Below are 15,036 nucleotides of genomic sequence, written 5' to 3' on the forward strand. Positions count from 1 at the left end.
GGACGCGGTCCGGAGCGCCTTTGAGAAACACCAGCACGAAAACGGAGAGCGGAGACCACCCCCCATGCCGCACTGGTCGGTCTACACCGGCAGGAACGAGCCGCACGACGGCATCGACCACCTCCCCGTCCCACCGCCCTGGCGCGCCTTCGACGGCGGGCCCGCGCTGCCGCCGCCCGGCGACTCCGACGACGCGACGGCCGTCTCGCCCGACCGGGTGCACCGGGCCAGGTCGTACGTGGCCACCCCGGAGAGCGTCCGGCTCGTCAACGCCGCGCTCTGTCTGCGCCGCCCCCTGCTCGTCACCGGCCCGCCCGGCACGGGCAAGTCCTCACTGGCGTACGCGGTGGCGCGCGAGCTGCGTCTCGGCCCGGTGCTGCGCTGGAACATCACCAGCCGCAGCTCCCTCGCCGACGGCCTCTACCAGTACGACCCGCTGTCCCGGCTGTACGCGGCCCGGGAACGGCAGGACCGGCAAGACCGGCAGGACCGGCAGGACCCGCAGGACCGGCAGGACCCGCAGCGGCAGGACCGGCCGTCGGCCGGCGACGTCGAGGACCATCTGCGCCTCGGCCCGCTCGGCACGGCCCTGCTCCCCTACGACCGGCCCCGGGCCCTGCTCGTCGACGAGATCGACAAGAGCGACCTCGACCTGCCCAACGACCTGCTGAACGTCCTGGAGGAGGGCCAGTACGAGATCCCCGAACTGGTCCGCGCCGCCCGCCACTCGCAGGACACGGCGGCCGAGGTCCTCGCCGACGGCACGGACACCCCGGTCGCCGTCCACCGCGGCCGGGTCCGCTGCCGGGCCTTCCCCTTCGTCGTACTGACCAGCAACGGCGAACGGGAGTTCCCGCCCGCCTTTCTGCGCCGCTGCGTCCGGCTGAAGCTGCGCCGCCCCGACCGCGAGCAGCTCACGGACATCGTCCGCGCCCACCTCGACACCCCGGACGCCGCCGCGGACCGTCTGATCACCCGCTTCCTGGAGCGGGCAGGCGGTGGCGAACTGGCCACCGACCAGCTTCTGAACGCCCTCTACCTCACCGGAGTCTCCGGCCTGGACGCGGAGTCCAGCGACGACCTCGCCGAGCAGCTGATGCCGTACCTCAGCGCGACGGCCGACGGCGATGGCTTCTGACCCCGAGCGGGAGCGTCCTCAGACGGACCGGGCGGGCACACGCGACGACGGGCGCGTCCCCCCGGCAGCCGCCCCGCCGACAGACGGCACCGACCCGAGCGTCCCCGGTGGCGGCCCTTCAGCGGCCGGCGGTGGCCCTTCGGCGGCCGGCGGCCGCGTGGCCGGGGCTCGACCCGCGCGCGCTGATCGCGAGGCGGGGCAGTCCCCCGTCGCCCGTCTGGCCGCGGCGCTTTCCGCCGCCGGTGCGTCGCCGACACCTCGGGAGCTCGCGGAACTGCTGTGGCTGGCGGGCCGGTTGGAGGCGGACGAGCCGTCCGCGAGGGAGCCCGGAACCGTCGGTCCCGCCACGCCAGAGGAGACAGCCGAGGCCCCCGCGCCCCAGGGCGACACCCCACCCACCCCCGTACCACCACATCCCTTCGAGCCACCACCGACGGCCCCGGCGCCCAGGCCCGACCGGGTCCCGCTGCGCCTGCCCGCGCCACGCTCCCCGGGCCACGCCGAGGGAGAAGCGGCCGGCGGCGGTTCCCCCCTCCTCGCCCCGGCACCCCCGATGCTGCCCCACCCCCTCGCACTCCAGCGCGCCCTGCGCCCGCTGCAGCGCAAGGTGCCCTCCCCGCACCTGCGGGTGCTGGACGAACGGGCGACGGCCGACCGGATCGCCCGGCTCGGCGCCCACCCCGACGTGTGGCTCCCGGTACTGCGCCCGGCCCCCGACCGCTGGCTGCGGCTGAACCTCGTGCACGACACGGGCCCCACCATGCCGGTCTGGCGCCCCCTGGTGAGCGAACTGCACACGGCCCTCGCCCAGTCGGGCATCTTCCGCACGGTCAGCCTGCGTCCGGCCACACCCGACGGCCGGGCCCGCCAGGTCCCCGTCCTCGACGACGGCCGTACGGTCACCCTCGTCATCAGCGACTGCATGGGCCCGCAGTGGCGCCCGGGCGAGGCGGGCGACCGGTGGTACCGCACCCTGCGCCGCTGGGCCCGCCACATGCCGCTCGCCGTGGTCCAGCCCCTGCCGGAACACCTCTGGGCCGGCACGGCACTCCCCGCCGAACCGGGCCTGCTGACCGCCCCGTCCACGGCGGCGCCCTCGGCGGCACTCGCCTTCACCCCCTACGAAACCGCGCCGGCCCCCGACCGGGCCCTGCCCCTGCCGGTCCTGGAACCGGGCGCACCCTGGCTCGCCCACTGGGCGGCCCTGGTCGCCGACCCGGGCGGTGCCCGCACCCCGGGCGCGGCGGCCTGGCTGTCCCCGGCCCCCGCACCACCCGCCGAGCCCACCCCCGACATCACCACCGCCTCCCCGGAGGACCTGGTGCTGCGCTTTCGCGCGACCGCGTCCCCCGAGGCCTTCCGTCTCGCCGGGCATCTCGCCCTGGCGGTCCCGTCGGTGCCGGTGATGCGCCTCGTTCAGCGCACCGTGGACCGCGACCCGCACCCCCAGCACCTCGCCGAGGTGATCCTCAGCGGCATGCTCGCCGAGGCCCCCGGCCCGCCCGGCTCCTATGAATTCCGGCCCGGTGTAAGGGAGTTGCTGTTGCGCTCCCTGCCCCGCTCGGCCCGGGGCCGGACCCGGGAGTTCCTCGAACGCGTCGGCGGCCTGATCGACGAACGGGCGGGGCTGGCGGCCGGGGAGTTCCGGGCCGAGACGGACGGCGGACAGCACGGCTCGGGGCCCGCGTTCGCGACAGTGAGCGAGGAGACGGTACGGCGGCTGGGCGGGGAGGGGCGGCCGGAGCCACTGTTCGCGGGACGGTACCGGCTGGCCGGACGGCGGGGGTGGAGCGGCCGGGTGTCCAGCGCCGTCGACGTCCGCACGGATCAGCAGGTGGTCGTACGCCGGTATCGCGACCAGCCCGCTCCGCACGAGCGGTTCCTGAGGGAGGCACGAGCGCTCGCCGAGCTGGAGCATCCGCATCTGGTGCGGGTGCTCGACTTCGGGGTGGAGGACGACGCGCCGTACCTGGTGACGGAGTTCGTGGACGGTCTGTCGCTGTCCGAAGTGCGGCCGGGCATCTCCTTCCGGACGTTCGCCCGCGTGGTGTGCCAGGGCATGCTGGGCCTCAAGGCCCTCCACGAACACGGTCTGGTGCGTGGGGAGCGCGGGCCCGAGGGTCTGCTGCTGCGGCCCGACGGCACGGTGCTGCTGAGCCGGTTCGCCCTGGGCGAGGAATCCCGGGGCAAGGGCCTCGAGTCGGACCTGGCCGAATTCCGCCGGCTGCTCAAAGAGTTGGCCGCGGGCCTGTCGGTTCCCGCCGCGCACGAGCCCCTGCTCGATCTGATCGACAAGCACAAGCTGCCCGAAGCCGCCAACCACGCCGCCCGCCTGCCCGCGACGGCCCACTGGCCGCCGCCGCGCCACGTCACCCTGCTCGGTCCACTGCGCATCAGCGACGGCACCGACCTCATCGAGCCTCCCTCACCGCACGCCCAGGCACTGCTGTGCATGCTGCTCCTCGACCACGGGCGGCGCGTGAGCCACACGGAGCTGGCCAGCGGGCTGTGGGAGGAGCCCCCGCCGGAGAACGAGGCCGTCGGCCGCCTCGAGCGCCTGGCGGCGGAGGTGCGCTCCGTGCTGCCCCCCGGCGCTCTCGTCTCCTTCTCGCACGCGTACGCCGTGCACCTGCCGGACGTCTACGTCGACGCGCTCCACTGCGAGGAGCTCCTCGGCGACACGATGGGCGGACACGCCGACCTCCGGCGCATCCTCGGCCTCTGGTACGGCGACCCCCTGGACGGCGTCCCCGGCCCCGCCGCCGCGGCAACCCGGGACCGGCTGCGCGCCCTCAGGCTGGACCTCGAGACCGCGCGGGCCGAACTGGAACCGGGGCCGTCCGGTGAGGCCACCGGCCCCACGATCCTCTTCGAGGCCGACGACCTCACCGGCCACCCCGAGGCCCGCATCACCCTCGAGTACGCGGTGCACGAGATGCTCTCCCGCGGCGCCCTCGCCACCCACCAGGTCGACGTCCGGGTCCGCGGCAACGGCTACGAGGTCCACACCGAGCCCGGCACCTACGTCCTCCCCGTGCTGGCCGCGGTGGTGCGCTGGCTCCCCGAGGTCATGTCCGGGCTCGTGGACCCGCCGCCCCTGACCGTGACGTTCTGGGACGGGCCCACCCCGCCACCGGTGACACCGCCGGTGCCCGCCGACCTCCAGGTGGTCCTCTCCCCGGCCGTGTACGAGCAGTTCGCCGGCAGCTCGGCGGCCCAGGGGCCCCGGCGCTTCCAGCCGCTCCACCAGGGCGGTGCCGCGGACACCCCGCCCGTCGCCTGGTACTGCCCGCTGTCCCCCTCCACGGCCCCCGAGCCCGAGGACCGCGACCTGGTGCGGGGGCCCTTCATCACGCACGACCTGCGCCGGCTCGGCATACCGGCCCCGGGCCGCACGGCCGTCGTCCACACCCAGCCGGACGGCCCGCTCACCCTCCTCAACCCCGCCCGGCCGCACGGCAGCCGGCCGCCGCGGCACGTCACGTACTACGAGGTGGACCTCACCACGCACCAGTCCCACCACCGGGTCTCCCTGCCGAGCTCCGGCAAGGGCGCCTTCGCCGCGGCGGTCGAGCTGTCCTGGCACGTGGACGACCCGGTCGCCTTCGTCCGCGCGGAGGTCGCCCGGGTGTCCGAGCCGCTGCTCGGCCATCTGCTGGAGGAGGCGGCCCGGATCACCCGCCGGCATCCGCTGCGCCGGGCGGGCGCGGCGCAGCGCGCGGTCAACGCCGGGCTGCGCCGGTGGCCCGTGCCGGGTCTCTCCGTGGCGGCGTCGGTGCAGCTGGCCCCTGAGGGGGCGGCCCTGCCCGGACCGCAGGGCCCGGCCCCGGCGGCGCGCCCGCTGTCCGGTCTCCTCGGCGACGCCGAGACCGTGCTGCTGGGCTTCGACGGCCCGGTGGCCCGCCTGTTCTCGGCGACCACCGCACGCGAGGCCGCCCTCGACCTGCTCGCCCTGGTCGCCGATCACCGCGACCTGCGGGACACGGCGGCCGTGGCGGGGTGGGAGACGTTCGTCCATCCGCTGGACGTCCTGCGGGCGTTCGCCCACGACCCGCTCGGCCCGCTGCTCCGGGACCGCCTGGACGAACTCGAACTGCTGGCGCTCCCCGCGGCGCCGACCACGCACAACTGTGTGCCGCTGGTCCGCGCCCTGCACGACTCCGGACGCCGGGTCAGCGTGGTCACGGACGTCGGCGCACCGGCCGTCCACCGCTATCTGGAGCCCTACGGCCTCCCCTTGTCCGGCGTCCACGGCCGTGGCGAGGACCTCGCCCTGCTGACTCCGCACCCCGACTGTCTCCTGCGCGCGATGCACTCCTCCGGCGGCGCCGCCGCGACCGGCGTACTCATCGGCTCCACGGTCGCCGAACTCACCGCCGCCCAGCAGGCCGGCCTGCGCTTCATCGGCCTAGCCCGCAACGCCACCGCGGGCCGGCAACTCCGCGAGGCGGGCTGCGAGGCCACCGTCACCTCCCTGGCCCCCCTGCTGGAGGCCACCCGCTCGCTCCAGCCCTAGGGCCTGTCCGACGGGCGCCGAACCCCCCGTTCGGCGGCGCCCCACCCGGCCCCCTTGGAAAGGCGTCCCCGGTCCCTCCCGCGCACGATGGCGAGGGAGGCCCGCCGTCTGGCGGCCCTCCACGGTCTGTGCTCTCGGGAGGACCTGCCATGACCGCCAGTCTGGAGCAGTTGCGCCGCTGCCACTTCGCCGTCGACCTGGGTGCGGCCCGCACCCGCGTCTACGTCAAGGGCGCCGGGCTCGTCGTCGACCAGCCGTCCGCCGCCGCCGTGAACACCCGCACCGGCGCCCTGATCGCGGTCGGCGAGCTCGCCGAGAAGATGACGGGCCGTACGCCGCACTACATCCGGGTGATGCGGCCGGTCTCCGGCGGCACGGTCGTGGACATCGAGATGGCCCAGCGCATGCTGCGGCACCTGCTCGGCGACAAGATGCGCCGCAGCCTGCGCCGCAAGCCGATCCTGCGCGCCGCGGCCTGCACGCCGCACGACGCCGACCCGCTGGCCCAGCGCGCCGCGATCGAGACCCTGGTCGGTCTCGGGGCCCGCCGTGTGGAACTGGTCGACACCCTGATCGCCGCCGCCGTCGGCTGCGGACTGCCCGTGGAGCAGCCCGAGGCCACGATGATCATGGTGTGCGGGGCGGCGGCCACCCAGGTTGCCGTGCTGTCCCTGGGCGCGATCGTCACCGCCGAGCGCATCCCGGTGGGCGGCGAGGCCGTCGACCACGCGATCGTGCAGCACCTGCGCCACGAGCACGAGCTGATGCTGCCGAGCCAGTCGGTACGGCCGTTGCAGCTGGCCCTGTCCGGCAACGGCCTCACCCCGCACGGCCCGGCCTCGACGGAGATCCACGGCCGGGACGTCGCCACGGGCCTGGCCCGCTCGGTCACGGTCGACACCGCCGCCGTACGGGACGCCATCCAGACGCCGCTCACCGCCATCCTCGACGGTATCGGCAAGGTGCTCCGGGACTGCCCGCCCGACCTGGTCGCCGACCTCGCCGACCGGGGGATCATGATGGTCGGCGGGAGCGCCCTGCTGCCGGGCCTGGACGAGATGCTGCGCGAGGCGACCGGCATGCCGGTGCGCATCGCCGAGCGCCCGGACGTGTGCGCCGTACAGGGCCTCGGCGCCATGCTGGAGGGCAGGATCGAGCCGCTGGCGCTGGACCCGCTGGGCGCCTGAGCCGCCCGGCGGGCGAGGCCCTCAGCGGGCGAACCAGCAGCGCACCGTCGTCCCGCCGTCGCTCCGGTGCACCCTCACCAGGTCGGCGATCAGGTTGACCAGCAGGATCCCGCGCCCGCCGCGCTGGTCGCGAGGGACGGGACTGCGCCCGGCCAGGATGTCCGCGAGCCGCCCCTCGTCGCGCACCTCGCACACCACGTACCCGTCCTCGGACCACATCCGCAGTACGCCCGAACCACCGCCGTGCACCACGCTGTTCGTGGTGAGCTCGGCCGTGGCCAGGGCCAGGTCGTCCAGCTTGACGCCGGTGAGACCGAGCCGCGCCGCCTCCCCGACGGCCACGTGCCGGGCCGGGGAGAGCGAGTCGGAGTCGAAGGGGAACGTCAGCGCGTCCGGCACGGGCGGCAGCGGCTCGTTGTAGCGGTCGACGACGGCCCAGGGCGCGTACGTCTCGCTGTCCTGCTCCGCCCGGGAGCCGGAGGGGATGACGGTGGGGTGGGTGGCGTGCGCGTCGGCGAGGACGTGCTCGGGGAGCCGCCCGACGTCGTACGGACACAGGATGGTCGCCGTACGGCCCCGGAAGGCCGCGTTGATGAGCGCCTCGTGCTGGACGCAGGCGGGGTACTCGGTGGCGGAGCGGCCGGCCCAGATGGGCTCGCCGATGATCCGCACCCGGCGGCCTGGCGGCTGGGCGTCGGCGAACGCGCGTAGCACGCCCGGGATGATCCGGCCCGGGTTGCGTCCGGCCTCCCGCATGTCCAGGAGCTTCACGGCGCCCGCGGCCTCGCCCAGGGCGTCACGGATCAGGGCGAGGTTCTTGCCGGGCACCGCGACCGCCACGGGCTCGCCGGCCGCCAGGCCGTCGCGCACGAAGGGCACGGTGACGTCGAGGTACTCCTGCTCGTCCCGGTAGAAGAGCGCGGGGTGGACGAAGGGGTCGAGGGGCCCGAAGGGCTCGGTCGCGACAGCGGTCATGACGTCGCCACCTCGATTCCCTCCTGGTCGGGCCAGAGCAGGTCCAGCGTCCGGCGCAGGGCCGGCGGCGGCCGGCGCACGACGAACCGCCGGCCGTCCCGGAGCTGCCCGGCCGCGGCCGCGAGCGCACCGGCGCCCGCGACGTCGACGAACGTCACATCGGAGAGCTCCAGGTAGTACACGTCCTCATCCTCGCGAACGGCCCGCTCCAGTACGCCTTCCCAGATCGCACGGGTCGTCAGGCCGACTTCTCCCGCCGCCCGGACCCCCTGCCGCCCGGCCAGCGGAAACACCGCCAGGCCCGGCACGCGGGGCCCGGCGGCCGGCACCTGATATCGAGTGTTCAAGCCCCTCTCCCCACGATTGGTCCACAGCGCTCGTACCCGTCCGGGAAAAGCTCATTCCCCCGAACCGGGTGTAGTACGCCGTAAGGCGGGCAGGCGCACCTGACACCGACGTCCACCGGGGGGGCGACGTGATCGTTGCGCAGTCCGGCTGGGACCGATGACGACCGACGAGGACCGACAAGGCGGTGACATGACGTCAGCGGCATCACCACACCTCACAGGAGGGCTGAACACCCTGGTCATCAGTGGCCGCGTCGACGCGGACCGTGCCGAGCTCACCCCGCGTGGTGAGCTCGTTCACGGCTGTGCGGACATCCTGGCCAGAACCCTGGCCGAGCTTCCGGCCACGATCACCCGGGTCGACCTGGACATGGGGGGCGTGCATTTCATGGACACGGCCGGACTGCAGTTCCTGGACGCCCTGGCGGACTACAGCCGGGCGCGCGCTACGACGGTGACGACCACGAACTGGAACGGCCAGCCGCGCCGGATCCTGGAGCTGGCGGGCCTGGACACCACGGATCCGCTGCGCACCGCGCCCCACGACCCCGCCCCGGCCGCCTCCTCGGCGGTCGCCCTGGAACGCGCGGAGCGCCTGCACGTCCTCCAGTCGGAGGTCGAGCAGCTGCGCCAGGCCATCGCCTCCCGCCCGGTCATCGACCAGGCCCGCGGCATCCTCATGGCCACCCACGGCTGCACCTCCGACCAGGCCTGGCACATCCTCCGGGAGACGTCCCAGCTCTCCAACACCAAGCTCCGCGACGTGGCCGCCGCGGTCACGGCCAGCGCGGAGTCCGACGGCCCGCCGCCGCCCCCCGAACTGCGCACGGCCCTGAACAAGGCCCTCGCCCGCCGCCACCAGAGCTGAGCCACCGGCCCGCGCCCTCCTCTGGAGCCACCGGCCCGCGCCCTCCCCTGGAGCCACCGGCCCTGTCCCCTCCGGGCGGCCCGGGCACGACTCGGGGCAGCGGCCGGCAAGATCCTCGGCGAGCATGCGCAGTGCGGCGACCCCGGTCCCGCACCAGCTCTGCCGGGCGGCCCGGCGGCAGCAGTCCGGCCGCCGCGCGCAGCCCGGTCAGCGGCGTGCGCAGCACGTGGGCCGCGCCCGCCGTGAACCGGTGCTTCGCCGGCCGCAGCCGGCGATCGCCCCTCATCCAGTCGGCGCCTATCACTCAGTCGGCGCCCCTCACCCAGTCGGCGCCCCTCACCCTGTCGGCGCCCGGCACCCGCGGGCGCCGGCGCAGCCCTCCGGGGTACTCGGACGACAGCAGGCACCGCACGGGCGCCCCGGCACCTCCGCCCCGCGGTAACCCACTTGTTCAGCGCAATACCTGGACGAACCGCTCTCGTTGTCAGCGATGTGCCTCCCGCGACCCCAGCCCCGGCAGACCGACGTACGAGCACCGCGCGGACGGTGATCGGCGACGACCCGGCACTGCGGGCGGCCTACCGGCTGTGCCGGCTCCGGACCAGGCGGCAGGACCCCGCGGAGCACGCCCTGATCCAGCTGGTGCCCGCCCCGCTGCGCCCGGCGCTGTACGCCCTGTGGGCGGCCGCCAACGCCCTCGACGACCTCGGCGACGACCGCACCGCCCCCGCCGCCGAACGGGCCGCCCGCGTCGGGGAGTGGATCAGCGCCCTGCACCGCGAACTGCCCACGGGCACCAGCCCGGACCCCGTCCGCCACGCCCTCGTGCACACCGCGGCCCGCTGGCGCCTGGACCTGTCCGAACTGCACGCGGCCATGATCCAGGTCCAGGACGACACCCGGGGCAGGCACTTCACCGGCTGGACCGAGTGGCGTACCTGGGGCCGGGACAACCTGCTGCCCTGGTTCGGCCAGGTCCGCACGCTCTTCGACCGGGCCGGCGTACCCGTGGCGCTGCGGCTGGACACCCGGGAGACCTACGAGGAGTTCCTCGACGGCGTCCGGCTCACGGACATCCTCACCGACCTGTCCGCCGACCTCGCCCAGGGCGACCTCCTGCTGCCCGGCGAGGCCCTCGACAACCACCCCGGGTCCGCCGCCGACTTGGCGCACCGCCGCTGGAGCCCCGCTGTATCCGCCCTGATCGCCCAGCTGACCGGCCTGGCCCGACAGTGGGTGACCCAGGAGGGCCTCAGCCGCGGCATGCACCCCGGCCCCGCCACCGTCCTGCACACGATGGCGGCCCTGCTGCGCGCCCAGCTCGACGCCATCGACGCCGCCGGGTCGGCCCTGCTCCGGGCCACGCCCCGGCCCGGGCCTCTCACCCGGGTCCGGATCCTCGCCCCCGCCCGGGCCCGCGCGGCGCTGGCCTGGAGCCTGACCCCCCTGACGGTGCCGCCCGCGCACCGGCCCGTCCACGGCGGACGCCCCGCCCTCACCCGCCCGGCGCACACCGCGGGCTTCCGCCCTCCGCCGCCCCACCCCAGTGGCGAGCGGCCACCGGAGATCCCGCCCGCCCAGCTGCCCGCCCACATCGCCGTGATCATGGACGGCAACGGCCGCTGGGCCCAGCAGCGGGGCCTCCCCCGGCACGAGGGTCACCGCGCCGGAGCCACCGCCGTCCGCGAGGTGGTGCACGGCGCCCTGGACATCGGCCTGCGGCACCTGACCCTCTACACCTTCTCCACCGAGAACTGGCACCGCGACGCCGAGGAGGTCGACGCGATCCTGGACCTTCTGCGCCGTGAACTGGCCGACGACCCCTTCCGCGACCTCGACGTCCGGCTGGGCTGGCACGGCCGCGCCGGCCGACTGCCGCCGGACCTGGCCGACCTCCTCCACCTCCGGGAGCGCACCACCCGCTCCCGCACCGGCCTGACGCTGACGATGTGCATCGACTACGGCGGCCGGGACGAGATCACCCGAACGGCCGCCGCCCTGGCCCGCCGTAGCCGGGCCGGCCGGCTGGATCCGGACCTGATCACCGAGGACGACTTCGCACGGCACCTGCCCCGCCCGGACCTGCCGGACGTGGACCTGCTCTGGCGCACGGGCGGAGAACACCGCGTCTCCAACTTCCTGCCCTGGCACACGGCCTACGCCGAACTGCACTTCACCCCGGGCCTCTGGCCCGACACCGACCGACGCGACCTCTGGCAGGCCGTCAGCACCTACACCCGCCGCCAACGCCGCCACGGCACGACTTCGGCCACCGCGGGCCCGCTGGAATAGCGCATTTCGAGAAACTCGCCCTGCTCCTCTATTTCGCCGAGGTCTTGGGCCGACGGCGCCACCGCGGAGCCGAACGAATGAATCGAGGGCGCCACCCGGGAGTGGCGCCCTCGTTCTCGCTCTTCCGCGAGTAGAAACGGTTCTGCGCGTGTAGCGCGTGGTGGGGCGGGTGGGACTCGAACCTATCCAGGTGATGCTTCTCACCTGCGGGTTTACCTGAGTGCCCGATTTGCACCCCGGATTCGATCCTGTTGAGTCCTACTCGATCCTGCTCAATCCAGACTGGTGCAGCGTTCGCTGCACCACCTGACCGCGCTCACGCGAACACGAGCAATCAGTTCGTTTGCCCATGCCGACGGCGACTCGCCCGCCTCTGATCACGAACCTTGCAGCCGGGAGGTGGGGCGGGTCGCCATCTCAAAGCCATAACTCTATGTGAGGACCATCTTCAGCGGCCGCGACGGCTCGGGGCTGGAAGCCTCGTCTAGGGCCTGAACATCTCGGCCGGCAACCTGGAACCCTATGCCGACGTCGTCGAGCGTCGATGGTGGAACGGGAGAGCCTGCGCGAGCCAGCCGGAATCGGCACCCGCTGCAACCAGTCGCCCGTACTCCCGCACCAAGGTGCGCCCGACGCCGATACGCCTGAAGTGAATGCCGACCTCACCTCGCTGGCCCGCTCCCGAATCAAGGGTGTACCAGCAGTTTCGCTCCGCTCCCCCGTCACAGTCGCAGGGCTTGCAGGCGCAGTGATCGCGACTGACCCGGAGGTTGATCCCCCATTGGGGCTGGGTCAGGTGGGCGAGTAGCTCGTCGTGGTTTACCGGGAGGCCATGTTCGTAGCGCAGCTCGAACTTCCAACCCAGGCCATGTTGCCAGTACCTCACGCAGAACGGCTTGGTCACGGTGTGGAACAGGGCGATCCGGCGGAGCAGCCCACTCGCCACCCACGCGTTCTCTGCCCGCTCCTCCCACCAACTGGAGTCTGTAGCCAGGTAGTCGGCCTCAAACGAGGTCAACGCCGTCGCGTCCCAAAGAGGTACGAGCTCGTGATCACGACAGTAGTCCCGGTGAACGGTGAGGATGTGCCGCCATTGCTTGGACTTCGGTCCCCGCAAGGTAACGCGGGCATCAGTGCCGACCAGACCGAGGTGGAGACCGCTCTGATCGACTCCGAGAACCCGGACGCCCGGGATGCCTCCCGGTTCCATTCTTTCGTCCACGGCGGGGCCGGCGTACCGAGTGGGTAGGAGGGCTTGCAGGCAGTGTTCCGGAAGCGAGTGATGAGGTCCAAGCTTGGGATCAAGCTCCACGACCAGTTGATCAACGCCCGGACGAACTTGTGCGACACCAGCAGGGTGCGCACAGTAGTCGACGGTGCCGCCCAGCCGCTCGAAGAAGGCGGCCTCCAAGCGTGCCTGGTTGCGGCTCGCGGCTGGCACCGGGGCCTGCCCGCGACTGCTGTGAAGCTGTTGAAGGCAACTCTGATGCCCGATGCCAGTGCATCGGGAGCGGTAGCGGGCCTTCTGCGTGAGGATGTTTCCGTGGCTCATCAGCACTCCTGATTCGCCGACCGTCCGACCCCGGCCCGGCACAGGTAGGTGCGAGCACTTGTAGTTGATCTGAGGACGGGGCCTGGCTCCTTCACATCCGCCAGACGACCGAGGTTGGGTGCACTTGGTCGGAGCGCACCTACGGATGTCGGCCCACCGGGAGGGCCAACATCAGTGTGCCGCGAGGACCGTGTCACTGTGCTTCTACTGACCATTACTCCGACCAAATTTCACCCATTGGATCTGCTCCAAGGTCAGGTGACAGGTCCAATCACGCGGCTGGAGAGCCGGCACCTCCGACCCCAGGGCAGGATCCGGCCCAGCCGCACGTCCTCCTGCTGAAGGCACTGACGCGCAGCAGCAAGGTCGAGTTGCGAAGGTCGCCTGGTCAGGGCAGGAAAGGTTCGGGCTGTTCGAGGGCCGAGAAGGCTCGATCGTGTTCCACACCTTGCGCCGGGAGGGCTCGTCGGAGCATCCCCGCAGGCGCGGGGTCGACGCCCAGGCCGACGGCTTGGTGCAGGTCATCGGCGGAAAATTCCCGCAGGCGCAGGGACGACACAGGCTTTCGGTAGCTCCCGTCTACACCGGACGAAGATCCCCGCAGGCGCAGGGCCGACGTGCGGACGGGTGGGTGGAGTGCCCCCGGTCGCGGAGGATCCCCGCAGGCGCGGGGCCGACCATCTCCTCGGCGGTCAGTCGAGCAGCGCTCACGGAGGATCCCCGCGGGCGCAGGGCCGACGGAGGTGCCGTGGGCGGTGACGGTGTCGCCGTCGGAGGGTCCCCGCAGGCGCGAGGCCAACGACCGGCCGGCCGTCACTCCGGGCCAGGAGTACGGAGGATCCCCGCAGGCGCGGGACCGACGGCTGGGTGGTGGGTGATGCGCGGGGAGGAAGGATCCGCGGGGCACGGGGCCGACTCGCCGCCGAGTCCGGGCACGCCCTGGTCGAACGGAGGATCCCCGCGGGCGCGGGGCCGACGTGGCCTTCGGTGCACGTCCCGCGCACACGAACGGGGGATCCCCGCAGGCGCGGGGCCGACGGGATGCTGCTGTAGCCGCCGCTGGCCTGGTCCGGAGGATCCCCGCAGGCGCGGGGTCGACAGGCGCGCGGCGAGCGAGGTGATCCGCTCGATCGGAGGATCCCCGCAGGCGCGGGGCCGACAGGCGGGCGGCTTCGGCGGACGCCTCGGATTCGGTGAGATGCGGAGGATCCCCGCAGGCGCGGGGCCGACTTCGCGATGGAGAGCATCAGCTTCTCGATGTCCGGAGGATCCCCGCAGGCGCGGGGCCGACCCGATCGCCACACCGGCGAGCGCGCCGATGCCCGGAGGATCCCCGCAGGCGCGGGGCCGACGCGCGGACCATCCACCGGTTGTCCGTCAGCAGCGGAGGATCCCCGCAGGCGCGGGGCCGACCCGACGATCACGGGCACCTCGGCGCCGTCGACCGGAGGATCCCCGCAGGCGCGGGGCCGACAGGTCACGCTGCGGTAGACGGCTCGGTAGACGCGGAGGATCCCCGCAGGCGCGGGGCCGACCGGCGGACGAGTTCGAGCATGGCGCCTCACTCCGGAGGATCCCCGCAGGCGCGGGGCCGAAGTAGTGAGCGGCCCCCGGCCTTCCGCCGGGGGCGGAGGATCCCCGCAGGCGCGGGGCCGACCGGGTGTCGGCCTGCTGCACTGCCGGGAGCACCGGAGGATCCCCGCAGGCGCGGGGCCGACGGCGCAACAGCACTGGACCAGACCGAACAGACCGGAGGATCCCCGCAGGCGCGGGGCCGACGAGTCGAGCAGGCCGTTATCGCCCCGCAGCTCCGGAGGATCCCCGCAGGCGCGGGGCCGACAGGCGGGCGGCTTCGGCGGACGCCTCGGATTCGGTGAGATGCGGAGGATCCCCGCAGGCGCGGGGCCGACTTCGCGATGGAGAGCATCAGCTTCTCGATGTCCGGAGGATCCCCGCAGGCGCGGGGCCGACCCGATCGCCACACCGGCGAGCGCGCCGATGCCCGGAGGATCCCCGCAGGCGCGGGGCCGACCCGATCGCCACACCGGCGAGCGCGCCGATGCCCGGAGGATCCCCGCAGGCGCGGGGCCGACCCGACGATCACGGGCACCTCGGCGCCGTCGACCGGAGGATCCCCGCAGGCGCGGGGCCGACAGGTCGC

The 15,036-nt window shown here is 73.8% G+C and carries 8 protein-coding genes, 1 pseudogene and 1 CRISPR repeat array; of the genes and pseudogenes, 5 read left to right on the top strand and 4 right to left on the bottom strand.

The genetic code is table 11. The features are described 5' to 3' along the window. The first annotated feature begins 64 nt into the window (after positions 1 to 64). The 3 genes from ACIBK5_RS15670 (at position 65) to ACIBK5_RS15680 (ending at position 6,841) form a co-directional block, all read left to right on the top strand. Positions 65 to 1,138, top strand: coding sequence for an AAA family ATPase (locus tag ACIBK5_RS15670; RefSeq protein WP_399019860.1), 1,074 nt, complete (start codon positions 65 to 67; stop codon positions 1,136 to 1,138). 157 nt (positions 1,139 to 1,295) lie between these two features. Then, on the top strand, positions 1,296 to 5,654 hold the full coding sequence (locus ACIBK5_RS15675) for an SAV_2336 N-terminal domain-related protein (RefSeq protein ID WP_399019862.1): 4,359 nt from the start codon (positions 1,296 to 1,298) through the stop codon (positions 5,652 to 5,654). A 149-nt stretch (positions 5,655 to 5,803) separates the two neighbouring features. Further along, positions 5,804 to 6,841, top strand: coding sequence for a rod shape-determining protein (locus ACIBK5_RS15680; protein WP_399019864.1), 1,038 nt, complete (start codon positions 5,804 to 5,806; stop codon positions 6,839 to 6,841). A gap of 21 nt (positions 6,842 to 6,862) precedes the next feature. Here ACIBK5_RS15680 and ACIBK5_RS15685 read toward each other — a convergent pair whose 3' ends face one another. Together ACIBK5_RS15685 and ACIBK5_RS15690 are read right to left on the bottom strand one after the other, a co-directional pair. After that, on the bottom strand, positions 6,863 to 7,816 hold the full coding sequence (locus ACIBK5_RS15685) for an anti-sigma factor RsbA family regulatory protein (RefSeq protein WP_399019866.1): 954 nt from the start codon (positions 7,814 to 7,816) through the stop codon (positions 6,863 to 6,865). Continuing rightward, entirely contained in the window at positions 7,813 to 8,163 is a 351-nt protein-coding gene (locus ACIBK5_RS15690) for an STAS domain-containing protein (protein ID WP_399019868.1), read from the bottom strand. The genes ACIBK5_RS15685 and ACIBK5_RS15690 overlap by 4 nt, the downstream gene beginning before the upstream one ends. Positions 8,164 to 8,353: 190 nt before the next feature. Between ACIBK5_RS15690 and ACIBK5_RS15695 the strand changes: the two genes are divergently transcribed. Next, entirely contained in the window at positions 8,354 to 9,031 is a 678-nt protein-coding gene (locus ACIBK5_RS15695) for an ANTAR domain-containing protein (protein ID WP_399019870.1), read from the top strand. Between the two features lie 108 nt (positions 9,032 to 9,139). Here ACIBK5_RS15695 and ACIBK5_RS15700 read toward each other — a convergent pair. Further along, positions 9,140 to 9,284, bottom strand: a pseudogene (locus ACIBK5_RS15700) (histidine kinase dimerization/phospho-acceptor domain-containing protein); the annotation flags it as partial. 293 nt (positions 9,285 to 9,577) lie between these two features. On the opposite strand from ACIBK5_RS15700, the gene uppS reads away from it, so the two are divergent. After that, positions 9,578 to 11,323 (top strand): polyprenyl diphosphate synthase, encoded by a 1,746-nt coding sequence (uppS, locus tag ACIBK5_RS15705; protein WP_399019872.1) that lies wholly within the window; start codon positions 9,578 to 9,580, stop codon positions 11,321 to 11,323. Positions 11,324 to 11,843: 520 nt separating this feature from the next. Here uppS and ACIBK5_RS15710 read toward each other — a convergent pair. Continuing rightward, positions 11,844 to 12,875, bottom strand: a complete 1,032-nt coding sequence (locus ACIBK5_RS15710) for a hypothetical protein (protein WP_399019873.1) — start codon at positions 12,873 to 12,875, stop codon at positions 11,844 to 11,846. A 467-nt stretch (positions 12,876 to 13,342) separates the two neighbouring features. Then, positions 13,343 to 15,029: direct repeats of the CRISPR family, unit length 29 nt; unit sequence CGGAGGATCCCCGCAGGCGCGGGGCCGAC. Positions 15,030 to 15,036 lie beyond the last annotated feature (7 nt).

Origin of the sequence: Streptomyces sp. NPDC050546 (genome assembly GCF_044457425.1) — a bacterium.
GTDB lineage: Bacteria > Actinomycetota > Actinomycetes > Streptomycetales > Streptomycetaceae > Streptomyces.